Source organism: Guggenheimella bovis (assembly GCF_054492335.1).
This window is the reverse complement of the sequence record NZ_JBQWTF010000001.1, coordinates 71,724-95,216: the sequence shown is the minus strand read 5'-3', so window position 1 is coordinate 95,216 and position 23,493 is coordinate 71,724. Positions and strand designations below refer to the sequence as shown.

The 23,493-nt window shown below is 43.2% G+C and carries 23 protein-coding genes; all 23 read right to left on the bottom strand.

Features of this window, described 5'->3' with window-relative positions; translation table 11 throughout:
• Positions 1–7 precede the first annotated feature (7 nt).
• The gene (gene pyrR / locus ACUB3H_RS00545; protein WP_459128694.1) at positions 8–526 is read right to left on the bottom strand and encodes a bifunctional pyr operon transcriptional regulator/uracil phosphoribosyltransferase PyrR; all 519 of its coding nucleotides are present in this window, start codon (positions 524–526) and stop codon (positions 8–10) included.
• The gene (locus ACUB3H_RS00540) at positions 523–1,428 is read right to left on the bottom strand and encodes an RluA family pseudouridine synthase (RefSeq protein WP_459128693.1); all 906 of its coding nucleotides are present in this window, start codon (positions 1,426–1,428) and stop codon (positions 523–525) included. The genes pyrR and ACUB3H_RS00540 overlap by 4 nt, the downstream gene beginning before the upstream one ends.
• Entirely contained in the window at positions 1,425–4,514 is a 3,090-nt protein-coding gene (ileS, locus tag ACUB3H_RS00535) for an isoleucine--tRNA ligase (protein WP_459128692.1), read from the bottom strand. Before ileS ends, ACUB3H_RS00540 begins: the two co-directional genes overlap by 4 nt.
• Before the next feature lie 186 nt (positions 4,515–4,700).
• The gene (locus tag ACUB3H_RS00530) at positions 4,701–4,961 is read right to left on the bottom strand and encodes a YggT family protein (RefSeq protein ID WP_459128691.1); all 261 of its coding nucleotides are present in this window, start codon (positions 4,959–4,961) and stop codon (positions 4,701–4,703) included.
• The gene (locus tag ACUB3H_RS00525; protein ID WP_459128690.1) at positions 4,961–5,449 is read right to left on the bottom strand and encodes a cell division protein SepF; all 489 of its coding nucleotides are present in this window, start codon (positions 5,447–5,449) and stop codon (positions 4,961–4,963) included. Before ACUB3H_RS00525 ends, ACUB3H_RS00530 begins: the two co-directional genes overlap by 1 nt.
• Positions 5,446–6,117 (bottom strand): YggS family pyridoxal phosphate-dependent enzyme, encoded by a 672-nt coding sequence (locus ACUB3H_RS00520; RefSeq protein WP_459128689.1) that lies wholly within the window; start codon positions 6,115–6,117, stop codon positions 5,446–5,448. Before ACUB3H_RS00520 ends, ACUB3H_RS00525 begins: the two co-directional genes overlap by 4 nt.
• Entirely contained in the window at positions 6,118–7,260 is a 1,143-nt protein-coding gene (locus ACUB3H_RS00515; RefSeq protein WP_459128688.1) for an HlyD family efflux transporter periplasmic adaptor subunit, read from the bottom strand.
• Positions 7,257–8,249 carry an NAD(P)H-dependent glycerol-3-phosphate dehydrogenase gene (locus tag ACUB3H_RS00510; protein ID WP_459128687.1) on the bottom strand — a complete coding sequence of 331 codons (993 nt, stop codon included), beginning with the start codon at positions 8,247–8,249 and terminating at the stop codon, positions 7,257–7,259. Before ACUB3H_RS00510 ends, ACUB3H_RS00515 begins: the two co-directional genes overlap by 4 nt.
• A complete protein-coding gene (gene der, locus ACUB3H_RS00505; RefSeq protein ID WP_459128686.1) occupies positions 8,246–9,571 on the bottom strand; it encodes a ribosome biogenesis GTPase Der in 1,326 nt (441 codons plus the stop codon). The genes ACUB3H_RS00510 and der overlap by 4 nt, the downstream gene beginning before the upstream one ends.
• The gene (locus ACUB3H_RS00500) at positions 9,568–10,857 is read right to left on the bottom strand and encodes a DUF512 domain-containing protein (protein WP_459128685.1); all 1,290 of its coding nucleotides are present in this window, start codon (positions 10,855–10,857) and stop codon (positions 9,568–9,570) included. The genes der and ACUB3H_RS00500 overlap by 4 nt, the downstream gene beginning before the upstream one ends.
• Complete coding sequence (locus tag ACUB3H_RS00495) at positions 10,832–11,488, bottom strand: purine nucleoside phosphorylase YfiH/LACC1 family protein (RefSeq protein WP_459128684.1); 657 nt, start codon at positions 11,486–11,488, stop codon at positions 10,832–10,834. Before ACUB3H_RS00495 ends, ACUB3H_RS00500 begins: the two co-directional genes overlap by 26 nt.
• Positions 11,475–11,933, bottom strand: a complete 459-nt coding sequence (gene nrdR, locus ACUB3H_RS00490) for a transcriptional regulator NrdR (RefSeq protein WP_459128683.1) — start codon at positions 11,931–11,933, stop codon at positions 11,475–11,477. The genes ACUB3H_RS00495 and nrdR overlap by 14 nt, the downstream gene beginning before the upstream one ends.
• Positions 11,934–11,969: 36 nt before the next feature.
• The gene (ftsZ, locus tag ACUB3H_RS00485; protein ID WP_459128682.1) at positions 11,970–13,106 is read right to left on the bottom strand and encodes a cell division protein FtsZ; all 1,137 of its coding nucleotides are present in this window, start codon (positions 13,104–13,106) and stop codon (positions 11,970–11,972) included.
• A 100-nt stretch (positions 13,107–13,206) separates the two neighbouring features.
• Complete coding sequence (locus tag ACUB3H_RS00480; protein ID WP_459128681.1) at positions 13,207–13,905, bottom strand: cell division protein FtsQ/DivIB; 699 nt, start codon at positions 13,903–13,905, stop codon at positions 13,207–13,209.
• Entirely contained in the window at positions 13,905–14,993 is a 1,089-nt protein-coding gene (gene murG, locus ACUB3H_RS00475; RefSeq protein ID WP_459128680.1) for an undecaprenyldiphospho-muramoylpentapeptide beta-N-acetylglucosaminyltransferase, read from the bottom strand. The genes ACUB3H_RS00480 and murG overlap by 1 nt, the downstream gene beginning before the upstream one ends.
• A complete protein-coding gene (locus ACUB3H_RS00470; protein ID WP_459128679.1) occupies positions 14,990–16,078 on the bottom strand; it encodes an FtsW/RodA/SpoVE family cell cycle protein in 1,089 nt (362 codons plus the stop codon). Before ACUB3H_RS00470 ends, murG begins: the two co-directional genes overlap by 4 nt.
• Positions 16,071–17,360 carry a UDP-N-acetylmuramoyl-L-alanine--D-glutamate ligase gene (murD, locus tag ACUB3H_RS00465; RefSeq protein ID WP_459128678.1) on the bottom strand — a complete coding sequence of 430 codons (1,290 nt, stop codon included), beginning with the start codon at positions 17,358–17,360 and terminating at the stop codon, positions 16,071–16,073. The genes ACUB3H_RS00470 and murD overlap by 8 nt, the downstream gene beginning before the upstream one ends.
• 8 nt (positions 17,361–17,368) lie before the next feature.
• Complete coding sequence (gene mraY, locus ACUB3H_RS00460; RefSeq protein ID WP_459128677.1) at positions 17,369–18,313, bottom strand: phospho-N-acetylmuramoyl-pentapeptide-transferase; 945 nt, start codon at positions 18,311–18,313, stop codon at positions 17,369–17,371.
• Positions 18,310–19,608, bottom strand: a complete 1,299-nt coding sequence (locus ACUB3H_RS00455; protein ID WP_459128676.1) for a UDP-N-acetylmuramoyl-tripeptide--D-alanyl-D-alanine ligase — start codon at positions 19,606–19,608, stop codon at positions 18,310–18,312. Before ACUB3H_RS00455 ends, mraY begins: the two co-directional genes overlap by 4 nt.
• Positions 19,596–21,776: a DNA gyrase subunit A gene (locus ACUB3H_RS00450; protein WP_459128675.1), complete on the bottom strand. Its 2,181-nt coding sequence runs from the start codon at positions 21,774–21,776 to the stop codon at positions 19,596–19,598. Before ACUB3H_RS00450 ends, ACUB3H_RS00455 begins: the two co-directional genes overlap by 13 nt.
• Before the next feature lie 84 nt (positions 21,777–21,860).
• On the bottom strand, positions 21,861–22,493 hold the full coding sequence (gene deoC / locus ACUB3H_RS00445; RefSeq protein ID WP_459128674.1) for a deoxyribose-phosphate aldolase: 633 nt from the start codon (positions 22,491–22,493) through the stop codon (positions 21,861–21,863).
• Positions 22,486–23,064, bottom strand: coding sequence for a phosphate propanoyltransferase (pduL, locus tag ACUB3H_RS00440; RefSeq protein WP_459128673.1), 579 nt, complete (start codon positions 23,062–23,064; stop codon positions 22,486–22,488). The genes deoC and pduL overlap by 8 nt, the downstream gene beginning before the upstream one ends.
• Before the next feature lie 261 nt (positions 23,065–23,325).
• Positions 23,326–23,493 (bottom strand): Flp1 family type IVb pilin, encoded by a 168-nt coding sequence (locus tag ACUB3H_RS00435; RefSeq protein WP_459128672.1) that lies wholly within the window; start codon positions 23,491–23,493, stop codon positions 23,326–23,328.

Here is a 23,493-nt window from a genome sequence, read left to right as displayed (position 1 = left end):
AGATTCTTTACACCAGATAAACACAAAATTCGTCGGTGTTACCTTCTAATCTTACCACAACCTTTTCCTTTTGTGAAGTAGGAATATTTTTTCCGACGTAATCAGCTCGAATCGGTAATTCTCTATGACCGCGGTCTACGAGAACAGCCGCTTCAATCTGCTTCGGTCGACCTAAATCGAAGAGTAATTCGATCGCTGCTCGAAAGGTTCTTCCCGTATAGAGAACGTCATCGACTAAAATGATCTTTTTATTCGTAATATCAAAAGGTAGATGCGTTCTGTCTCCCGTAACGACTCGTTCGTCATCTCGATATTTTCCAATATCAACAAAGCCGATCGGAACATCGGCTCCTTCTAAGCGGTCGAGTTGTTCTTTGATGAACTTTGCGATCCATTCGCCGTTTGTATAGATACCGATGAGTACGAGTTCATCGACTCCCTTGTGGCGCTCTATGATCTCATAGCTTAAGCGCTTTAACGTGCGCTCGATGGAATCGTGTTCCATGATAATCGTTTTGTAGTTCATACTTGCCTCATTTTTTGAAGAAAGGACTGAAAGTATTCAGGCGGATCGACGCTAAAGTCATAGCTTTTACCATTTTCATCGGTAAAGCCAAGTTCTATCGCATGGAGATACTGACCGTCTTTTTTTATCTTCGATTTTTTCATGCCGTAGACGGGATCTCCTACGATGGGATGGTTTAGATACTTTAGATGAACGCGAATTTGATGCGTTCTTCCAGTAAAGAGTGTACAGCGAACGAGCGTGTAGTTTTGAAAGCGCTCTATAACTTCTACGAGCGTCTTTGCGTATCGTCCACTAGGATCTACCGTAAAAGCCTTTCGGTTCGTTTCGCTACGAGCGATCGCTTCTTCTACGACGATCTCGTCTTCTTTTATGACACCTTCTACGATCGCAACATAACACCTTTTTAAGTCATGTGCTTTAAAGAGTCGACTAAAGTATTCATGGGCTTCATTGGTCTTTGTAATGAGAAGTACGCCTGAAGTGTCCTTATCCATTCGGTGGACGATTCCAGGGCGAATCGTGTCCTTTTCATTACTCAGAGAATTCATGTGGTATAAAAGAGCGTTCACAAGCGTTCCATCAGGGTGACCTGGTGCAGGATGAACGACTACCCCACGTTCTTTATTGACTATGGCAAAGCGATCGTTTTCATAGAGGATCTCTAAGGGTAAGTTCTCCCCTTCTAGCTCGGTGGGTTCCTTTTCGATGACTTCCATCATTACTTTGTCCCCTACCTCACAGAGATACGACTTTTTAACGACCTTGCCGTTCACTTGAACGAGACCTTCTTTTAAAAATTGTTGGAGCTGATTTCTCGTAAAATCGGTAAGCGTTCCAAGGACGAGATCAATTCTCTCGCCTTGAAACGCTTCCGTAATTTCAAACTTTTTTTGGCTCATTGAACCTTTTCCACTTTAATTTGTGTCGGTTGTCCATTTAATACTAAGTTTTCACCGTCGTTTTGAGCTTCCTTAAGTTCTGTCGCAAGGACTTCGGTCTTAATGAAGCCATCGTAGAGCTTAATGGCTTCTACAAACTCAGGTGTACTCGTGTAGGTGACTTTGATCTTATCAGAAACATTTAAGTCCATGGCTTTACGTGTTTGCTGAATATTTGAAACAAATTCTCTCGCGTAACCTTCTTTTACGAGTTCATCGCCTAAGGAGGTATCTAAGATGACATAGAGATCTTGCTCTGTCATGACATTGTAGTTTTCTTTCGCCGTTACCGTCACGTCGATGTGTTCTTTCGAGAACTCGAAAGCTTCACCGCCAAGGTCAAAGGTGACCTTTTCTCCTGCACGGAGTTTTCTACTTAGTTCCTTCGGATCTCTCTGCTTGAGTTCCTTTTGGAAGAGTCCCATCTTGCTACCTAAGATCGGTCCGAGGACAGGGAAAACGGGCTTAAGCTGGAAGTTTAAGTACTCTGCGTCGTCTTCGATGTAGTCGATTGCTTTCACATTCAACTCTTCCATGATGACGTCTTCTAAGCTAGAAAGTTCATCCTTTAATGTCTTACTTAAGAGGACTCGAGAAAGTGGCTGACGTACCTTAATCGATACGCTTTCACGCGATGCACGTCCGAGCTGAACGATAGTCTTTGCCATCTCCATCTTCTTCATAAGCTGTTCGTCGATGAGTGTTTCGTCATGCTTAGGGAAGTTCGCTAGGTGAACAGAGACTTCATTCGTAAGTGCACGGTAAATCTCTTCCGAAACGAACGGCACGATCGGTGCAGACAGAAGTGTCACGGTCTTTAAGACTTCATAGGTCGTTCTAAAGACAGCCTTTTTATCCTCAGTCATACCACTTTGCCAGAAGCGTCTTCTGGAGCGGCGGATGTACCAGTTACTGAGGTCGTCGTTCACGTAGTCTTGAATGAGACGTGTGACGATCGTTAGGTCAAAGCTCTCATAGGCATTCGTCACGTCTTGAATGAGTTTATTCGTTTTACTTAGAATCCAACGGTCGAGTTCACTGCGATCCTTTGGTTCGATTTCAAGCTTTGAAGCATCGATAGAGTCGTAGTTTGCATAGAGGCTAAAGAGGTTATAGACGTTCTTCAAGGTGTTAAAGAACTTACTTAAAACTTCCTTTACACCTGCAATGTCGAACTTTGTGGGCTGCCAAGCGGGTGACGTGTAGTTTAGATACCAGCGCACAGCATCGGCACCGTATTGCTCAAAGAGGTCGAAGGGGTTAATCGTATTTCCTACGTGCTTACTCATCTTCTTTCCGTCTTTATCTAAGAGCATGTCGTTTACGAGCACGTTCTTATAAGGCGCTTTTCCCGTGATGAGGGTTGAAATCGATAGAAGCGAGTTAAACCAACCGCGCGTCTGGTCGATACCTTCAGAGATGAAGTCTGCTGGGAAGTACTCATCAAAATCGTCCTGATGTTCAAAAGGCCAGTGAAGCTGTGCAAAAGGCATTGCACCTGAGTCAAACCAAACGTCGATGACATAAGGTACGCGCTTCATGGGCTTACCACATTCAGGGCAAGTGATCTCGACCTCATCGACGTAAGGTCTGTGAAGGTCGATCGTATCGATGGGTTTTGTCGCCATCTTTTTAAGCTCTTCAATGGAACCGATGGCGTGCTTATGGCCGTCTTCACAGATCCAGATCGGTAGTGGTGTTCCCCAGTAGCGACTTCTAGATAGTGCCCAGTCCTTCATGTTTTCGAGCCAGTTACCGAAGCGCTTTTCTCCGATGTAGTCAGGATACCAGTTGACGGTGTTGTTATTTGCTACGAGTTCCTTACGGAACTTACTCATCTCGATATACCAGCTTGGTGCTGCGTAGTAAAGAAGTGGTGTATCACATCTCCAGCAGTGTGGGTAGTTGTGATCGATGCGTTGCTTCTTATAAAGCTTTCCGTTTTCACGAAGCCAGGTGACGATGTCTTCATCGGCATCCATGACAAAACGGCCCTTCCAAGGTGTTTCTGTGAATTTTCCTTCTTCGTTAACGGGTTGAAGCATAGGAGCGTCGTACTTACGTCCGAGCTGATAGTCGTCTTCACCGAAAGCAGGTGCTGTATGAACAATACCTGTACCGTCTGTGAGTGTGACATAATCGCCTACCGTTACATAATAAGCCTTTTTATTCGGCTTTACGAAGTCCATGATGGGTTCATACTCGACGTATTCGAGGCTCTTACCAGGGAAGGTCTCTAAGATCTTAACATCTTCTCCCATGACTTGACCAATAAGTTCTTTTGCCATGATGAAGACGTGTCCACCCTGCTCGACTCTTGCATATTCAGCGTCAGGATTAACAGTTAAGAGGACGTTTGAAGGGAGAGTCCAAGGTGTCGTCGTCCAGACGAGGAAATACTCTTCTTTATCTTTTCTCTTAAAGGCAACCGTTACGGTCTCTTGCTTACGGTCTTTATATCCTTGTGCCACTTCGTGCGATGCAAGACCTGTTCCACAGCGAGTACAGTAAGGTAGAATGCGGTTTCCTTCGTAGATGAGGCCCTTATCAAAGATTCGCTTTAAGAGCGCCCATACGCTTTCGATGTAGTCATTTTGAAGCGTGACATAAGGATGATCGAGGTCGATGAGATATGCCATCTCCTCTGTCATTTCGCGCCAAATAGCCTCGTATTCGAAAACGCTTTCACGGCACTTCTCAATGAACTTATCGATACCATACGCTTCGATATCTTTTTTATTGTGTAGACCTAACTTCTTTTCTACTTCAATTTCTACCGGTAGTCCATGCGTATCCCAACCGGCTTTTCTACGTACGTAAAAGCCCTGCATGTTCTTATAACGGCAGATGGAATCTTTTAGTGTTCTTGCGATCACGTGGTGAAGACCTGGTTTTCCGTTAGCTGTTGGTGGTCCTTCAAAGAAGACGAAGTTCTTCTGTCCTTCTCTCGTTCTCAGTGTTTCGTGTAGTAGATCAATTTCTTTCCAGTAGAGAGACTGGGCTCTTTCAGCATTCTTGATCGATGAATCGATGAGCTTTGGATACATTTTTCCTCCTAAAAAATAAAAACCATCGGTAGATAGGGACGACGGATCGCGGTACCACCCTATTTGCCAATGGCCACTTAATAAAATATTCCTTCATGAAGTGATATTCAAATTGCTTTCGTACAGGTTCTCAGCTTCTCCTGCTCTCTTTGACGAAGGGACAATTCGACGTTGTCTTCTGGATGTCTAGATGAAGTTGTAAAGTATTGTTTCAGCAATTTGTAAGAATACCATCGCAAATAAAGGACTTAGATCGAATGCAGAAGGCCCGAAAAGCTTCATTTGAAGATTTCTAAAGGGAGCTTCAATAGGCTCTGTTAGAAGCCCTAGCATGCGTCGAATCATATGCGTTTCTGGGATAAACCAGCTTAAAATTGCATGAATGAGAATGACATATTGGTAATAGCCTAGAAAGTTCGCAAAGAGAAGGGCTAGTTGCTCACGCATTAATATGTCGTTCCCTCTGATGTTACAGGCTTATTAGAAATGTTATTCATGATATCGATGCCGTGTGGAACGACGATAAAGATTTCGTTAGCAATCTTACTGATATCAGCGTCGAGTGCATAAGCAGCACCTTCACAGATGTTGATGATCTTTGCAGCCACAAAATCGTCTGTGTCTTCAAAGTTTAAGATGACAGGGCGACCAGCTCGAATGTCATCGATGATCGATGTACTCTCTCTGTGATCAAGAGGTGTGTACTTACAGATGACCACTTTATTATCCTGAGGTATACGTTCTTGGTAGACAGGCTTTTGAACGGTTGTACGACGTTCGCGTGGTGCTTCCCACTCAGGCTTTCTTTCAACTGGTTCTGCCTGCTCGTAACGCTTGCGCTCAGGACGAGTTTCTACGACTTCTTCTTGAGGTGCATCGGTCTCGTCAAGTTCAATGCCGAAAAAGTGCTTTACTTTATCGCCGAAGTTGTTCATTCTTCCTCCTTGGAATAAAGGGCAGTTCCTACACGAACCATGTTGGAACCTTCCTCTAGTGCAATCATGTAGTCATTACTCATGCCCATGGATAGAGTATTCATATACTCTTTATTATAGTCAGACTGCTTGTAACTGTCAAAGAGTTCTTTCATTTTCTTAAAGTAAATACGTGTATCTTCTGGATTCTCTTCCAGTGGAGCCATCATCATGAAACCGTGAATCTCAATATTTTCTAATTGACTGATCTCTTTCATGGCTTCTTCTAGCTCTTCTTCAAAGAATCCAAACTTGCTCTCTTCTTTGGCAATGTTCACTTGAACGAGGATCGCTTGTTTCTTTCCGATCTCTCCTGCTCTTAAGTCGATCTCTTTTGCTAAGCGCACACTATCGACAGAATGAATGAGGTCTACGGATTCGATAATTTCCTTGACCTTATTTCTCTGAAGATGACCGATAAAGTGAATGACAGGTTCTCCAATAAGGTAAGGGAGCTTGTCTTTTAAAGTCTGTGCCTTGTTTTCACCGATGTTTTTCACACCGAGTCGAACGACCTCGTTGGTCTGAAAGATATCGACAAACTTCGTCACTGCGACCAGCGTGACCTTATCGACGGTTTTATGTGCTTCAATCGTTTCTAATACTTTTTGAATGTTTTGCTCTAGCATTTATTTTCCCTCCACAATCTGATCATATAAACTGATCGTCTTTGTCTGCGTTACCTTTCCATCGGCATCGACGGTAGAGAAGTAATCGCTTTCTACAATACATTCGTCTTGGAACGTTTCAAGGATCTTAATGGGTACGAATGTCTTTTGAAAATTGTTCTTTAAAAGATAAACACCGAGTTGTTTATCCTTTTCTATGATCGATGAATTCTTGATCGCAAGTCCCTTCCTCTTTTGGATGGTGAGTGTGATCTTTAAGAATCGCTCGTTTTGAAGATTTGGGACGTCCTCTGTCACCTTTAATACAATACCAAACTTGTTTCCATAGGGAAAGATATCGTCGATAATGGGCTTCACGCTGTAACCATTTACGACCGCTGCAATGCGCTTTCCTGTCGAGAAGCTTTTTGCCGTCTCTTCGTCTGCAAGGAAAACAAAGAAGAATTCTCTGTTATCGACGATTCGAAGAAAGGGCTCGTTCGCTTTGACTTCGGTAAGGGTTTTTCCTGGTGGATGAGGCTTTAGTTCATCGTACTGGATTAAGAAGATATTTCCCGTTTGATATAAGGGATCGTCTGTGGCCATGGTGGTCGAAACGAGACCAGCCGTAGGGCTTTGGATGAGAAGCTTTCCTCCCCCGTACTCTCCCGTACTTACGACCTCACTGAGTTCAAGCTGCTTTTGCTCTTCATATGCTTTTTTTATGAGTAAAAGCCTCTTTAACTGCTTTTCAACGTCCTGAACTTGATCGTATTTATTTTCCTTAACGAGGTAACTCAGCTCATCTTGTTTCGTCTGATACTCTTTTAGGATGGGCTCGATATCGATCATCATTTCTTTAGGCGCTTCGTACGGTAAGTACTTCTCATCGCCAGAAAGGTTGACCTCTGCTACAGGTGTACCGGCCCTGACCTTTACGCCATCACTTACGAGTAATTTTACACTGCCTGCTTTTTTGGATGCGACGAGTGTCTCATGACGAAAGACGATGACATCTTGCTGTCTTTCATTTGTAAGCTCCTTTTGAAGGGCAGGATACGTTGCAATCTGCTCTTCAAAGAGACCTATTTGATTGATAAACACTAAGCCTAGTAGCACGACAAAAAGAAAGAGAATGACGCGCGACCAATTGAACTTCTTCATAAAACGAATTCTTCCTTGTACGTTCTTGTCATGAGCTCTTTTCTCGCTTGCTCGAGGGGCATGTCACAGTAAATGACTTCGTAGAGAAGCGAGCTAATAGGAAGCTCAATCCCATAGTGCTTCGATAGATCGAGCGCACTTTTTAAAGTATATAGTCCTTCGACCACCATGTCTACTTCTTTTGTGGCTTCACTTTGCTTTTTTCCACTTGCTAAAAGCACACCAAATTGTCGGTTTCTCGAGTGCTTGGAATCACACGTTACGATGAGATCCCCCATGCCACTTAAGCCGAGGTACGTCTCAAGCTTTGCACCGAGCTTTAGCCCTAACTGCGTAATTTCATGCATGCCTCGAGTCATGATGGCAGCTTTAGCATTATCGCCTTCGTGGAGTCCGTCTAAAATGCCGACAGCGATCGCAATGATATTTTTTAATGCACCACCGCTTTCGACGCCGACGAGATCTGATGATGTGTAGATTCGAAGGCTCTCTGAAGAAATGGACTGAATGCGCTTATTAAACGCTTCATCACGTCCAGCACAGACGAGCATCGTCGCTTGAAAGGCTGCCACTTCTTCTGCATGCGATGGTCCACTTAAAGCAGCATACGTCTTTTCGGGAAAAATCTCGAAAAAGACTTCATGCATGAGTTGAAGTGTTCCAATTTCTATGCCTTTTGCGAGGTTTACAAAGTACTCCTTTTTCTTTAGGAGTTCAAAGTGCTCGGTTAAAAAGGATCTCATGTTTTGTGCACTTAAAGCGAGAATCACGATGGAATCCCCCTCTAAGGCCTTTTCTAGATCAGTTGAAACCTGTAAAGAGGTATCTAAGAGGGCCTCTTTTAAGTAACGATGATTCGTATGGTTCGTCTTTATTTCTTCGATGACAGAAGCATTACGACCCCATAGGACGACCTCATAGCCTTCATGAGCTAAGTAGTTTGCAAAGGCCGTTCCCCAGCTTCCGGAACCGAGTACGGAAAATTTCATTCCCTGTCCTTCTTTTTCTCTTTTAAGATAAATTGAATCGGTGTGCCTTTAAAATCAAAGGCCTCACGAATGCGATTTTCTAAGTAGCGTAAATAGGAAAAGTGCATCAGATCTTCCGTATTTACGAAGAAGACAAATTGAGGTGGTGCGACATCAGACTGCGTCGCATAGTAGATCTTTAAGCTCTTGCCCTTGTCTTGTGGCAGTGGATGCATGAGAATGGCTTCATTTAAGAGGTCATTGAGTTGTCCCGTAGAAATTCGTCGACTGCGATTTTCATGAATCTTATCGATGAGTTCGATCACACGGTGAATACGGTGGTTTTCAAGGACGGAAACCATTTCGATCATGGCATAGCTTAAGAAAGGAAATTCCTTATAGAAGCGGTCTGTCCACTCCTTATACGTCTTGTTGCCCTTTTCTACGAGGTCCCACTTATTGACGAGTACTAGAATGCCTTTACCAGCTTCATGAGCATAGCCTACGATCTTCTTATCCTGCTCAGTAAAGCCCTCAGAAGCGTCTATAACGAGTATTGTGACTTCACTTCGATCGATGGCTGCAAAGCTTCGTAAGACGCTGTAGCGTTCGATCGATTCATCTTCAATCTTTTTCTTTCGACGAATGCCTGCCGTGTCGATAAAGCGATACGTCTTATCGTGAATTTTTAAGTCGGCATCGATCGCTTCACGCGTCGTTCCAGCAAGAGGTGAAACGATGACGCGGTTTTCACCTAAGAGGCGATTTAATAGCGAACTCTTTCCGACATTCGGTTTACCGACGATTGCGACACTTACGACCGATTCATCTTCAAAAGCTTCCGTTTTATCGGGAAAGTGCTTTACGATCTCATCTAAGAGATCCCCTAGGTTAAGGTTATTAATGGAGCTAATCGGAAGTGGAGTAAATCCGAGTTGATAGAACTCGTAAATGTCACGCTCTTCTGTAAAGGAATCGATCTTATTTACAACGAGTAGAACGGGCTTTCTAGATAGCCTTAAAAGCTCTGCGATCTCTTCATCGGTAATGGTAATGCCTTCTTTACCATTGACCATGAAGAGGACGAGATCGGAGAGTTCAATCGCTAACTTCGTCTGGTTTCTAATTTCAGAGATCAATACGTCTTCATTGGAAGGATCGAGTCCTCCCGTATCGATGAGCGTAAAGTGCTTTCCTAGCCATGAGGCATCGGCATAGATGCGGTCTCTTGTAACGCCTGGAAAGTCTTCTTCTATGGATATACGAGAACCGATAAGGCGGTTAAAGAGCGTACTCTTCCCTACATTCGGTCTCCCTACGATACATACGGTTGGTTTGGTCATTCCTTCTCCTTAAAGAGTGATTCGGCATAGGGCTCTACAAAGACGACTTCCCCAAGCTCGTTTTCAAAATTTTCTACGGTCTTGTCGTCTAGTGTCATTTGATCGAAATTTAGTAGATTATTACAGAGGACAAAGGGTCCTTTTTCCCCTTTAAGTCTCTTAACGACGTCCTGAAAGCTTAGGAGTCCATTGACGTTAATCGTCGTCCCCAAGAATTCATTTTCTACAGCGACAGCCCTTGCATTCATATTATACTTGATGTTGGCCTCTTCTAGCAATGCTACTAAAAAAGGATGGAAGGCCGTGGCCGTTACAAAGGTTGCATCCCTGTAAAGAAAGCTGTTGCCCTTTTCTAGTTCTCTCTTAAAAGCTTCTACGAACATGCGGACCATGCCGACACCGTCTTCGTAGTGAAGATAGCCTTCGTAAGCATCTTCTGAAGGAAGTTCTTCTTCTGCTAAGAGATAGAATTCATCGGCTAAAAAGGCAAATCGCGTTCCTTTTTTTAAACATTCCTTTTGAAATGTAGAAACGATCTCGATGACTTCTTTCGCCTGACGCTTCGTAAAAGGAGAAAGCTTTATTAATCCTTCTCTGTGCTTTGTAAGCCCTACAGGAACGATCGCAACGCTATGCATCTCAGGATAGAATTTCGTGAGGTCTTGAAGGGTTCTTTGAAGTTCTTTTCCGTCGTTAAATCCTGGAACTAATACAATCTGAGCCGTCATCTTTACGCCGTGAGACTTTAAAAACTCGAGCTGATTCATGATCTCTTTCGCTCTCGGATTTTTTGTCATCTCGACTCTCAACTGAGGGTTTGTCGTATGGACACTGACATTAATCGGGTGAATGCCGAGGTCTACGATTCTCTGTAAATCTTTCTCAGACATGTTTGTTAGGGTGATGAAGTTTCCCTGCATGAAGCTAAGTCTCGAGTCGTCGTCTTTAAAATAGAGTGTCTTTCGAAGACCTTTCGGAAGTTGATCGATAAAGCAGAAGATGCAGTTGTTCTTACACGATTTGGCGTGATCCATGAGAGGATCTGAAAAACTGAGTCCTAGATCTTCATCGATTTCCTTTTCAATGTCAAAAGTGACAATCTCATCATCCATCTCGATATCCACGGTAATTTTCTCTTGAGAAATTTGAAAGAGATAGTCAAAGGTATCCTCGATCTCCTTGTCGTTTACACGTAAAAGCACGTCGCCTACTTGAATGTCTAGTTCTTCTGCGATGCTACCTGATTCTACCGCTTTAATATTATAACGTTTTGATGTAAGCGACATTGCGGTCACACTCCTTGTCTCTTCGGTGCGAATGGTATGTGCTCGTAAAGGTATTTTCTGAATCGATGAAGATGCTCTCCTTTGGAAGGAATTCCTCGAGCTGATAGAAGTTTTCCCTTACGAGGTCGAGGTGAACAGAACCAAAGCGCGTCGTATAGACGTCTTCTTTTGTTCCAGTAAAGTTTTCTTTAAAGGCTTCCCCTACTTCATAACTCTCGACGTGAATACAAGGTCCGATGATGGCTTTAAGGTCCGTTACACCAAGTTCTTTCGCAAGTACAATGACCTTTTGCCCGATCTTACGTTTCGTTCCCTTCCAACCAGCATGGGCTAAGGCGTGGAAGCCAGTGGATAGTGAATAAAAATAAAGAGGGACACAATCTGCGAAAGTGCCCATCAATAAGAGATCACGATCAAACGTATAGAGTGCATCGGTAGAAGCATGTGAGGTATTCCTTTTTGCTTCTTCCACATGATCCGAATGAACTTGTTCCATGATCGAAATGAAATTCGAGCCTAAGCGTTCACCAATTTGTCTTCCATGCTCTAAAAAAACTTCACTCGAAAGGTTTCTCATGGGAATGGGAAAGCTTTCGTAACCATATAGGAGGCCTTCTTTAATTCTTCTCATGGAGAATCTTCTTTAACTCGTTTACGAAGGTATCAATGTCTTTGAACTGTTTATAAACGGAGGCAAAACGAACATATGAAATTTCATCTAATTGTTTGAGTTCCTCCATAACCATCTCACCAATCTCAATCGAGGTTATCTCTTTTTTCATATTGTTCGCGATTCTTTGTTCAATGCGAGAAGCGATGTCATCAATCTGTTGAGCACTCACAGGTCTCTTTTCGCTCGCACGCATAATGCCAGCCATGATCTTTTCACGATCAAACGATTCGCGGTTGTTATCTTTCTTTACGACAATGATGTCTAAGACTTCAATCTTCTCATAGGTCGTAAAGCGCTTTCCGCATTGGATACACTCTCGTCTTCTTCGAATGGAGTTGTTTTCTAAGTTGGGACGACTATCGACTACCTTCGAATCGTCAGCATTACAAAATGGACATCTCATGTTCTACCTCCAAAAAAAAGGCCCATTGGCCTTTTTTTATCGTTTATTCTTTAGGAAGCTCGGTAATTCGCTCTTGGTGCGTGTTTCCCAAGTTTGTGCTTCACTCTTTGGAACAATGACTTCTTCACGCGTATTTTCGATCGGCTTAACTTCCTTTAGTGGATGATATTCATCCGAAGCATTTCCTGTAAGTTTCGGGAAGCGACGATCTTTTCTTCCTTGGAAGCCGGTTGCGATAACGGTGATCTTAATTTCATCGTTCATGCTTTCATTGATCGATGTACCGTAGATAATCTCAGCTTCTGGGTTAGCAAGTTCAGTGATGAGGTTTAATGCCTCAGCCGTCTCGTGTAGACCGACGGTGTTATTACCTGTGACGTTAATTAAGAGGCCTGTAGCGCCTTCGATGGTTGTTTCAAGTAGCGGTGAGAAGACAGCTTGTTTCGCTGCATCGATGGCTCTCGATTCGCCCTTTCCGATACCGATACCCATGTGAGCCATACCACGGTTTTTCATGACAGTGCATACGTCTGCAAAGTCGAGTGAAATGAGACCAGGAGCTGTGATGAGGTCGGAAATACCTTGAACACCTTGACGTAGGACGTCGTCAGCTACTTTTAAGGCATCTACGAGGCTCGTCTTTTTATCGACGATATCTAAAAGCTTATCATTTGGAATGATGACAAGCGTATCGACTTTTTCTTTTAGTGTTTCAATGCCGTCTTCCGCTTGTGATAAGCGTTTCTTACCTTCAAACATGAAGGGCTTTGTCACGACACCGACTGTTAGTGCACCAAGATCACGTGCAATTTCAGCAACGATCGGTGCAGCACCTGTACCCGTTCCACCACCCATACCACAGGTGACAAAGACGAGGTCTGCTCCTTGAAGAGCATTTCTTACTTCTTCGCGGCTTTCTTCTGCAGCTCTAGCACCAACTTCTGGTTTGGAACCACTTCCGAGTCCTCGCGTAATCTTCTCGCCGATTTGAAGCTTGATTTCGCTCTTTGCGAGTGAGAGGTCTTGCTTATCTGTATTGACAGCGATAAACTCAACACCTTCTAAACCAGCATCGATCATGCGATTTATGGCGTTGTTTCCGCCACCACCTACACCGACGACCTTGATATTCGTAAAATTATAATTTTCGTTCTTTTCTTCAATCTCAAACATCTGCGGGGCCTCCTTAGATAGTTTCCCTTTCATTGTTTTCTATTCTAGCATATTTTAGTTGATTCTTTCAACATAAACGTGTAAATCTTTTAAAAAAAGTCTATTCAAATGGCTTAAATATCATATTGTCGGGATCGCGGACGTCAATAAAGCCCTTATCCGTTCCTCCCAAAGCATTTTCTTTATAAAGTGCCATGAAGTTACTGAACTGTCTTTCAATGTCAGAACACGTTCCAAAGTTTACTCGGTAATCGGGATTTAAGAAGAGATAGATTTGATCCTTCTTAAATTCGATCACGATATCTTTTAGATCCGTTTGATAGATAAGACTCGTAAGGTCCAAAGACTTTCGAAGGAGATATTCGTTCTCTGTCACGACGTATCCACCAAGTGTATACTCTGTAATCGGTGCTCCCTTAATGTGAACTAAAGAAAGCTTTTCATTGACGGCGATGACTCTTCCCGTCTGATCGAGCGTGAGCGGTCCTACTTTCGTTTCGAGGATCACAAAGGGCTTACGCTCCGTTACGGTAATTTCTAACGTGCTCGGAAGAATCGTATTCGTCGTAACGGTTTCTACCTTGGGATTTTTTAATAGCTTTTCATGAAGCTTTTTTAGATCGACTCGGAGTAAGTGATCTCCTATTTTGACGTCGCCCATTTCTAAGATGTCCTTTTCATCGAGGACTTCACTGTAGACATGAATCGTCTTAATGGTAAAGACATCGGAATAGATGACGACCCAAGCGATAAGAGCGATCGCAAGTAATAGAAGTACTCCATAGAAGAGTCTCTTCATTATTCCACTCCAAAGATGATGTATTGAGCGATGAGATGACTTGCACCGAGTAGACCGATATTTTTACTCTTACTAGCCATTTCCTGACGAAGATCATCGTCATCCAAAAGGTCATTGATTAATTTATACGTGTATTCGTGATCTAAGGAGTCGTCTCGAACGATGTAGGCTGCTCCATTTTCTTCGTAGACCTTAGCATTTTTCATCTGATGATCGTTTGCGACGTTCGGAGATGGTACGAGAATGGAAGGAATACCAACGGCAGATATTTCTGTTAAAGCATTGGCTCCACTACGGCTAATCACGATATCGCTCGCTACGAGGTTTTCTGGCATGTTACTTAAGTAATCGTAGACCATGAGGTTCGGAAGTTTCGGAAAGCGCGACTTATACGACTCATAGTAGTTCTTTCCGGTCACATGAACCCAGATGACATCCTTACGGTCCTTAAGAACTTCATCTGCTTTTAAGACGAAGTCGTTTAAGCTCTTCGCTCCCCCGCTACCACCAACGCTTAAGATCATCTTCTTTCCTTCGAGTCCCTTCATCTTTCGAATTTCTTTTCGGTTTAATGAAAGGAAGCTTGCTCGAATGGGATTTCCCGTGATCATCATGCGCTTTTTTGGTACGGGAAAGTACTTCATGGATTCAGGAAAGCTTAAAAAGACTTTATCGGCAAAGCGTGAAAAGAGTCGATTGGCAGCCCCTGGAAAGGCATTTTGTTCGTGCATCAAAATGGACTTTCTTGTTAGGACCGCTGCTAAGAGCGTTGGCCCTGAAACGTAGCCACCTGCTGTAAGTACGCGGTGCGGTTTATAGCGATTCATAAGTCCTATGACTTTAAAGGTGTTTTTTAGCTGCAAATACAAGGAACGGATGAGACCGAAGCCTTTCTTTCCATTCACGCCTTGAACTTCTACAGGAAAAAAGTGCAGTCCATTTTGTGTTGCGATGCGCTCTTCTAAGGATCCCTTATTTCCCACGTAGATGATATCTATCGTCGGGTCCAATAGACGCATCTGTTCAATGATCGAAATGAGCGGGTAGATATGTCCTCCCGTTCCTCCTCCACTTACGATTACTTTCATTCCATATTCTCCATACGATCTACGCTTAAACAGAGACCTACGCTCGCTAAAGCCACGATCAGGTTCGTACCTCCGTAACTAATAAAAGGAAGTGGAACACCCGTCGGTGGAATCATGTTTAAGCACGTTCCATAGTTAATAAACATCTGAGAAAAGAGCATCATACCAATCCCAAAGGTCAAGTAGCGACCAAAGAGATTTTTACTTCGGAAGGAAACTCGCATGATGTTCGTGATGAGCACGAAGTAGAGTGCTAAGACGATGATCATGCCTAAGAATCCCGTTTCTTCACCCAGGGTCGAAAGAATCATATCGTTATGGGGCTCTGGGATATAGAGCTTATTAAAAGTACTTCTTCCTAAACCAACGCCAAAAAGTCCACCGGAAGCGATGGCAAAGACCGTATAACGAATCTGCTCATTCATCGCATTGACATTCGATAGCGATGCGATAAAGCTCGTAATACGAGTGGAGCGGTTCATGTTTGCAAGGATCATGCTCGCAAGACCCACAATACCCGTCACACCAATACCCATGAGGATCGCGGTGGAATTATATCCGATAAAGAGGATACCTGCTGTAATGAGAAAGAGGATGATCGTCGACGAGAAGTTCTGCTGAAGGATCGTTAAAAGGATAAAGATCATCGGCATCGATACGAAGACGATAAGGGCTGCAAACTTGTTCTTTTTAGGAACGATTCGACTCAGTAAGTAGGCTAGAAAAAAGATGACGGCCATCTTTGCAATATCGATCGGCATGAAGTCAAAGCCACCGATTTTAACCCAACGCGTCGAACCCTTTCGGCCTGTGTTAAAGAGACTCATGATCATGAGCACAAGGCCTATTAAGTTCAATCCTCCCACAACCCAAAGCTTATCCCAAAAGCGATAGTTAATGGCAAAGAGCAGGAAGAGTCCAACCAAACCGATGGCGATATTGATCGTCTGATTCTTTACGAAGAGATACATATCGCCGTAGCGGTCGTTGGCATAATAAGTTGATGAACTGAGAACGAGAATCCAACCAATTCCTAAGAGTAGGATGACAGGAAGAAGGATTCCCCAATTGATTTTTCTAAACATGATATTCCTTAAAAAGTCGAACGAAATGTTCGCCTCGTACTTCATAGCTAGGATACATATCCCAGCTTGCTGAAGCGGGACTTAGGAGTATATCCCACCCTTCTCCAGCAATTTCTGTCGCTCTTTGAAACGCTTCATCGAGATTATTTACAATTTCTATCGCATCGTAACCGACAGATAAAGCTTGTCTTCGAATCTCTTCTTTCGTCTCACCAAAAAGAATGAGTTTCTTTATAGACTCTGGAAAGGCCTTAATGAGCGGTTTAAAGTCAGAACCCTTATCCATTCCTCCAGCGATGAGAACAGTTGGTCTCTTAGCACTTTTAATCGCTGGCATGGTAGAATCTGGATTCGTCGCTTTAGAGTCATTAATAAAGCGGATGCCGTTTTTCTCTCCAATGATCTGATAGCGGTGATCGATTCCTTTAAAGGTCGTTAGGACTTCACGAATCGTTTCGTTTTTAATTCCCAAGAGCTTTGAAATACAAATTGCTGCTAGTGCATTTTGAAGGTTGTGGTTTCCTGGAATGAGAATCTCATCAGTCCTTAGAATGGCTTCTCCTTTAAAGAGGATCATTCCATTTTTTACGAAGCATTCGACATCTTTTTCAAAGGTAGAAAAACGAGTGAAGTCACTTAGTAAGAGACCTCGTTTTTCAAAGGCTTCATAGATTCCAGGATCGTCGTAGTTAATGACGATGTTCTTTTTATCTTCTACGTTCTTCCAGAGCTTCATCTTGCTATCGACATAAGGCTCATAACCACCGTGCCACTTCATGTGGTCTGGGGTTAGGTTTGTAAGGACACCTAGACGCACCGAAAAGTGTTCTGTCGTTTCGAGTTGAAAGCTCGAAAGCTCCGTGATGTAGAAGTCCCCATCCTTTGAATTCTTTACGTAGGAAAGGATCGGAAAGCCGATGTTACCCGCTAAAAAGGTGCGTTCATGCTCCTTTTTAATCATCTCATAGATGAGCGTCGTCGTCGTCGTCTTTCCGTTTGTTCCTGTAATTCCAATGATATCGCCCCTAAGCTTTCCATAGGCGAGTTCTGTTTCACCGATGACTGGAATTGAGTGTTCGGTGCAATATTGAAACATGGGATGAAGAACAGAAACACCAGGAGACACAAACGCTGCGTCGTAAGGGGTGCCTTCTTTAAAGAGCTCTACTCCCTCAATGGGATTGTCGTCATATACGTGAAGAATGCACTCCTCTTCACTTTTTAAGTATTCGTAGAGTGCTTTTCCTGTTTTTCCAAAACCAATAATTAAATACTGTTTCATGATACCTTCTAGAGATTAAAGATAAGTAGCGCTAAGATGACGCCTACAAGGTTTATGGCACTAAAGAATGCGACGATCATGTTTTCACTGTAGCCCGACTCTTCAAAGTGATGATGAAGTGGTGCCTTTTTAAAGAAGCGCTTTCCGGTGCGTTTAAAGACAGCCACCTGAATGATAACACTTAAACTTTCTAGCACGTAGATGATCGAAACTAGGATGGCGTAGATCGGCATCTTTACAAGAAGTAGAACGGTTGCGATGAAGCCACCGATCGCAAGCGATCCCGTATCTCCCATGAAGATCTTTGCCGGATGCTTGTTTGCGACAAAGAAGGCCAAGAGAGAGCCTAAAAAGATCACGTTTCCTGAAAAGATAAAGGGTTTATGAAGGCTTCTTGCGATGAGAAGAGTAAAGATCACGATCGTCATGGTGACAGCTGTTAGAAGTCCATCGACGCCGTCTGTGAGGTTCGCACCGTTTGTCATCGCTAAGTAGAAGACGATGACAAAGGGATAATAGAGGATTCCCAAGTCAAAGAGAGTCTTTGAAAAAGGAATGCGGATGGTTCTTGCATTATCTCTTAAAATGTATGCCATAAAGAAAGCAAAGATGATCTGAAGGATGAGCTTTTGAGTCGGTGTGAGTCCTTCATTGTGCTTCTTTGAAATCTTGATTCCATCGTCTAAAAATCCAACGATTGCAAAGAGAACCATACCTAAAACCATGAAGACGTGATTCTCATGAGCTCCTAAAGCAACTAAGCTCACGACGACTGTTGCAAAGAGAAAAGAGATGCCACCCATAGTAGGTATTCCCTGTTTCTTTTGATGGGTCTTTGGAGCATCCTCAAGAATCGGTTGACCGAACTTAAGTCTCGTTAAGAACGGAATTAAAAAGATCAAAGCGACAAAGGTGACAATAAAAGATACCACAACGTAAATGATATTGGTCATAGATTCTCCTTTAAAAAGTTCACCACACGCTCTAATTCCATTCCACGAGAAGCTTTTACAAGTACGATGTCACCTGGCCTTAGAGATTCCTTAAGGACGGCATTTAATTGAGTGATGTTCGAGAAGTGATGTCCATCCTTGTGATTCATCGAAATGAAGCTAGAAAAATCTCCTACGGTATAGACCGTATCGAGCTCTTCTAAGAGTGGATTTTGTCCAATTTTTTGATGCTCGGACTTCGAGAAGCTACCGAGCTCAAAGACATCCCCTAAGACGGCGATATGCCTCTTTCCATCCATTTCAAGAAGCGTTCGAATAGAGCTCAAAATGCTCATCGGTGAAGCATTATACGTATCGTTAATGACTGTAATTCCACCGAACTCCAGGATATTCATTCGCATCATTTCCCCTTGATACGATTCTAAGCCTTCTTTTATGAGCTTTTGATCGATCGAAAGGAGTTTCGCAGCTTCTATAACAAGAAGCGAATTATCGATATTATGTCTACCAGGAACGTTAAGAGAAATTGGTAGTCCGTCGTAGATGAAGGAGTACTTACCATTCATGCTCTGAATGTCAGTAACAAGCGTTGAGTCGGTCTTTTTTACACTGACTTCGGTCTTATAATCGTAGTTTTCGAGCATGGGATCGCTTCCATTTACGATTAACACACCCGATTCATTCATTCCAGAGAGAATTTCGAGCTTGGCATCTCGGATATTTTCAACCGATCCCAAGTATTCAATGTGGCTCGTTCCGATATTTGTAATGAGCGCGATATCAGGATGAGCGAGTTTACTTAATAGTTCGATCTCTCCAGCGTGGTTCATTCCCATCTCAAGAATCAACACTTCCGTATCTCTCGGCATGTTTAGAACTGTTAAGGGTAAGCCGATTTCATTATTGAAGTTCCCGTCGGTTGCGTGCGTTTTATAAGCGCGTTCAACGACAGAGCGCATGAAGTTCTTCGTCGTGGTCTTTCCATTGGAACCTGTAATCGCTACGACCTTGGCACCCGTTTTTTCTAAGAAGGAACCTGCTAGGCACTGTAATGCCTTTAAGGTATCATCTACGAGGTAGATATCTAAGCCTTTAAATTGCTCTTCGTTTTCTTCGTAGTATTGCTTTTGAACGAGAGAAACCTTGGCACCCTTTTCAAAGGCTTCACGGACAAAGCTGTTGCCGTTAAATTTTTCTCCCATAATGGGAACAAAGAGACCATCTTTGATCGCCTGTCTACTGTCGATAAAGACGCCCTTAATTTCTCCTGTTAACAATCGGTCTAAAATTTCCATAAATCTCCCCCCTCAAGTGGGATGCGCGCCGTTCCCGATTTAGGAATCGAATCGACTCGATACTTTTCAAGCTTCGTTGGATCCTTTGGAATCGTAACATCCGTTAAGAGCGATCCCTTGGTCTTACGAGTCACTTGAACGCCTTGGTTATTTCTCGAGCTCTTTTCAGGAATGAGCGCTGTATTTACGAGTAAAATGTACTCTTTTCCGTTACTTAAGCGTGTGACGAGGATATCGGTATCCTTTTCAAGCTGAGCCATCATGACGAGTGGACTTCCGTCGAAGTAAGCATTTAAGAGCTGTCTTCTTCTCGTCTTCGTCTCATAGCTTGAAAGCGGTACCTTCGAAAGCTTTCCGTTTTCAAAGGCAAAGAGCATATGTCCACTGAAATCTTTCGTAACCGCCATGTAGATCACATGTTCATCGAGCTCTAGTTCAAGCTCATTCGATAAGTAAACCCCTAGCTCACTCGACTTATTTAACGTCACCTGATCGCCTTGAAGCTTATAGACATTATGCTTATTCGTAAAGAAGAGGAGTGTATGCTCTGAGTCTATCGGAAAACGACTTACAATTTCATCGCTGTCTTTTAAGCGCTGCTCGGGATACTTTTCAAGGTGTTGTGGATCAATAGCTTTAAAGTAGCCGTCACGCGTTAAAAAGGCTACAAAAGGGAATACCTTTTGTTCGATCTCTTCGAGTAGGTCTAAATCACCTTGAACCTCATCTATTGTAACGATTTGAGACTTTCTAGGCAAGCCGTAGGAGCGTTTGATCTCTTTCAACTCTTGAATAATAAGTTCCGAAATCAACTGATCGGAATCATAGAGTGCTTTTGCTTCTTCAATGCGAGCTAAGAGGTCCTTTTCTTCAGCGATGCGGTTCGTAATAAACTCGCGGTTGATGTTTCGAAGCTTAATGTTTGCAACGAATTCTGCCTGAACTTCGTCTAGCATAAAGCGTTTCATGAGGTTTGGAACGACTTCTTTTTCAAGTTCTGTCTCACGAATGACTTTAATGACGGCATCAATATCTAAAAGAACATTCTTTAAGCCTTGAATCAAGTGAAGCTTTTCTTCAAACTTTCCGAGGTCATAGCGAACGCTTCTTCGGATGCAACTCACTCTGAAGTCAAGCCAGTGCTTTAAGATGTCACGAACACCAAGTTGACATGGATAAGCGTTAACAAGTACGTTGAAGTTACAACTAAATGTATCTTCAAGCGGAGTATCTCTATACAGTCTTGCCATCACCTGATCGGGATCGGCTGAGCGTTTTAAGTCGATCGCAATCTTTAATCCATTGAGATCGCTCTCGTCACGAATGTCACTGATCTCTTTTAATGTACCTGCTTTAATGAGACTGATCGTCTTTTCAATGATCGCTTCGATCGTCGTCGTATAGGGAATCTCTGTAATCTCGATGACATTTCCCTTATGGATGTATTCCATTCTTCCTCGGATCTTAAAGGTACCCGTCCCCTCTTCCATCATGCGATGGAAGACGTCTTCATCGTAGATGATCGACCCTCCCGTAGGAAAGTCAGGGCCATGAATGTATTTTAAAAGATCGACCTTAGGATTTTTAATGTAGTGGATCGTCGCATCGATAATTTCTCCCAAGTTAAAGGAGCAGATGTTCGATGCCATGCCTACGGCAATTCCCTTATTGGGATTTACTAAAATCGTAGGAAAGCGCACTGGAAGAAGTGTCGGCTCATAGAGGGTACCGTCGTAGTTGGGCTCAAAGTCGACCGTATCCTTATCGATTTCTGCAAACATTTCTTCCGTGATCGTTTCAAGTTTTGCTTCCGTATAACGGCTCGCAGCATAGCTCACGTCTCTTGAATAGACCTTACCGAAGTTTCCCTTCGAATCGACATAAGGGTGGAGTAGACTCTCATTCCCTTTCGCCATTCTCACGAGCGTCTGATAGATCGCTTCATCTCCGTGTGGGTTCAGTTTCATCGTCTGACCGACAATATTAGCACACTTCGTCTTGGCTCCCTTTAAAAGCCCCATCTTATACATCGTATAGAGGAGCTTTCTGTGAGCAGGCTTCAGTCCGTCAATTTCCGGTAGTGCACGAGAGAGAATGACGCTCATGGCATAGGGCAGATAATTTTTTTCTAATGTTTCTGTAATTGGTTGTTTGATCGTTTCGTTCATCATTACCTCATCTTGTCACTACTATTATAAATGATTATGTCAATCAAAGGAAATAACAGAAAAGAAACTGCACCATGTGCAGTTTCAGTCTTCTTTTACAATTTGTATTCCAGCACTTGCTCCAATACGAGTAGCACCTGCTTCTACCATCTCAAGGGCAGTTTTACGGTCTCTGATACCACCGCTCGCCTTCACTTCCTTAGAGAAGTTTTCTTTCATGAGGCGTACATCTTTTACCGTAGCACCACCCGAGCGGAAACCTGTCGATGTTTTTACGAAATCGGCCTCTGCTTCATCACAGATCTTACAAGCGCGGACGATTTCTTCTTCTGTAAGTTCACACGTTTCGATGATGACCTTTAGAACCTTACCACGCGTTACATCGCGAATCGCCTTAAGCTCATGTAAGACCTTTTCGTCTTCCTTTGCTTTTAATAGACCGTAGTTCATGACGACGTCAATGTCATCGGCACCATGGCTAACAGCAAGCTCAGCTTCAAAGATCTTCGTTGCCGTGCAGTTCACGCCTAAAGGAAAACCTACGACGGTCGTGACCCCTACGGTAGAGCCCTTTAAGCACTCTTTGGCAAATGAAACGAAGCTCGGATGAACACAGACCGTTTTAAATTGATACGTCTTTGCTTCCTTACATAGCGCTTCGATATCCGCTTTAGAACTACAGGGATTCAGATTCGTGTGGTCGATAAAATTATTCATGGTCGACAATGACTTCTACCTCATCGCCACTCTTAAGTGCACAGCAGTTTGCTTCATCGGTATCGATGTGTAGATCGAGTTTATGAGTGGAACCAACGCGAGCGAGTACATTTTCAAGAACCGTTGCACGAACGCCAGGAACGCGAATCTTTACAATGTCCTTGTCTTTAATGCCCCAAGCACTAGCTTCTTCTGTAGACATATGAATATGACGAGCAGCTACAATGACGCCTTCTTTGATCTCAAGCTCACCCTTTGGTCCAACGAGCTTAATACCAGGTGTACCAGCGATATCTCCGGAATTACGAACGACACCAGGAACACCTAGAGCAAAAGAGTCACTGAGACTGATTTCAACTTGTGTTTGAGGACGTGTTGGTCCTAGAATACGAGCTTTCATGGTGGACTTTGGTCCAACGATTTCTACGCGCTCTTCAGCAGCGAATTGACCTGGTTGTGAAAGGTCTTTCATGGGATGAAGTTCAGCGCCTTCACCGAAGAGAATTTCAAGAGCTTCTTGATTCACGTGAACATGGCGAGCGGAAACGCCAACTGTTGCAATATTTTTCATTTCAATCTCCTTTTTTGAATTCATTCCATGTTCATTATAGCACGCTTTAGAAAAGCGTGTATTCATTTGAGTCCTTTAAAAACTTCCCGTCGATGTAGTAATAAGGGTCTAACTGATACCAACACTGAATCCATCGCCTTCTTATTTTAAATTTAGGTAAAATCACAAACTGCTTCGGCTTAACAAACTTTTCCCACGGCATTTTATGAAAAGGGAGAATCGAAACGTATTCGATCCTCCCCTGCCTCTTAATGAGGCCGTTCATTGACCACCGATGTTTTCGATGTCGAGTTCTACAGCTTTAATGCTGTCGATTAAGTTCTGAGCATACTCAACGATAAAGTTTTTAAATAGAAGCGCGAGTCCAATGAGGATCGCTGTCAAAATGACGAGTTCGACCGTTCCAAACCCTTTTTCTCTTAAATCCAT

Coding starts and splice junctions, on each gene's coding strand:
- ACUB3H_RS00500 (WP_459128685.1), bottom strand. CDS start 10,857: ATGTCGCTTACATCAAAACGTTATAATATTAAAGCGGTAGAATCAGGT.
- ACUB3H_RS00455 (WP_459128676.1), bottom strand. CDS start 19,608: ATGGAAATTTTAGACCGATTGTTAACAGGAGAAATTAAGGGCGTCTTT.
- ACUB3H_RS00435 (WP_459128672.1), bottom strand. CDS start 23,493: ATGGATTTAAGAGAAAAAGGGTTTGGAACGGTCGAACTCGTCATTTTG.
- nrdR (WP_459128683.1), bottom strand. CDS start 11,933: ATGAGATGTCCATTTTGTAATGCTGACGATTCGAAGGTAGTCGATAGT.
- murG (WP_459128680.1), bottom strand. CDS start 14,993: ATGAAAGTAATCGTAAGTGGAGGAGGAACGGGAGGACATATCTACCCG.
- ACUB3H_RS00525 (WP_459128690.1), bottom strand. CDS start 5,449: ATGAACAACTTCGGCGATAAAGTAAAGCACTTTTTCGGCATTGAACTT.
- pduL (WP_459128673.1), bottom strand. CDS start 23,064: ATGAAAAATATTGCAACAGTTGGCGTTTCCGCTCGCCATGTTCACGTG.
- ACUB3H_RS00495 (WP_459128684.1), bottom strand. CDS start 11,488: ATGAGAAGAATTAAAGAAGGCCTCCTATATGGTTACGAAAGCTTTCCC.
- deoC (WP_459128674.1), bottom strand. CDS start 22,493: ATGAATAATTTTATCGACCACACGAATCTGAATCCCTGTAGTTCTAAA.
- ACUB3H_RS00480 (WP_459128681.1), bottom strand. CDS start 13,905: ATGAAGAGACTCTTCTATGGAGTACTTCTATTACTTGCGATCGCTCTT.
- pyrR (WP_459128694.1), bottom strand. CDS start 526: ATGAACTACAAAACGATTATCATGGAACACGATTCCATCGAGCGCACG.
- ACUB3H_RS00470 (WP_459128679.1), bottom strand. CDS start 16,078: ATGTTTAGAAAAATCAATTGGGGAATCCTTCTTCCTGTCATCCTACTC.
- ACUB3H_RS00515 (WP_459128688.1), bottom strand. CDS start 7,260: ATGAAGAAGTTCAATTGGTCGCGCGTCATTCTCTTTCTTTTTGTCGTG.
- ACUB3H_RS00530 (WP_459128691.1), bottom strand. CDS start 4,961: ATGCGTGAGCAACTAGCCCTTCTCTTTGCGAACTTTCTAGGCTATTAC.
- der (WP_459128686.1), bottom strand. CDS start 9,571: ATGACCAAACCAACCGTATGTATCGTAGGGAGACCGAATGTAGGGAAG.
- murD (WP_459128678.1), bottom strand. CDS start 17,360: ATGAAACAGTATTTAATTATTGGTTTTGGAAAAACAGGAAAAGCACTC.
- ileS (WP_459128692.1), bottom strand. CDS start 4,514: ATGTATCCAAAGCTCATCGATTCATCGATCAAGAATGCTGAAAGAGCC.
- ACUB3H_RS00450 (WP_459128675.1), bottom strand. CDS start 21,776: ATGAACGAAACGATCAAACAACCAATTACAGAAACATTAGAAAAAAAT.
- ACUB3H_RS00510 (WP_459128687.1), bottom strand. CDS start 8,249: ATGAAATTTTCCGTACTCGGTTCCGGAAGCTGGGGAACGGCCTTTGCA.
- ftsZ (WP_459128682.1), bottom strand. CDS start 13,106: ATGTTTGAGATTGAAGAAAAGAACGAAAATTATAATTTTACGAATATC.
- ACUB3H_RS00540 (WP_459128693.1), bottom strand. CDS start 1,428: ATGAGCCAAAAAAAGTTTGAAATTACGGAAGCGTTTCAAGGCGAGAGA.
- mraY (WP_459128677.1), bottom strand. CDS start 18,313: ATGACCAATATCATTTACGTTGTGGTATCTTTTATTGTCACCTTTGTC.
- ACUB3H_RS00520 (WP_459128689.1), bottom strand. CDS start 6,117: ATGCTAGAGCAAAACATTCAAAAAGTATTAGAAACGATTGAAGCACAT.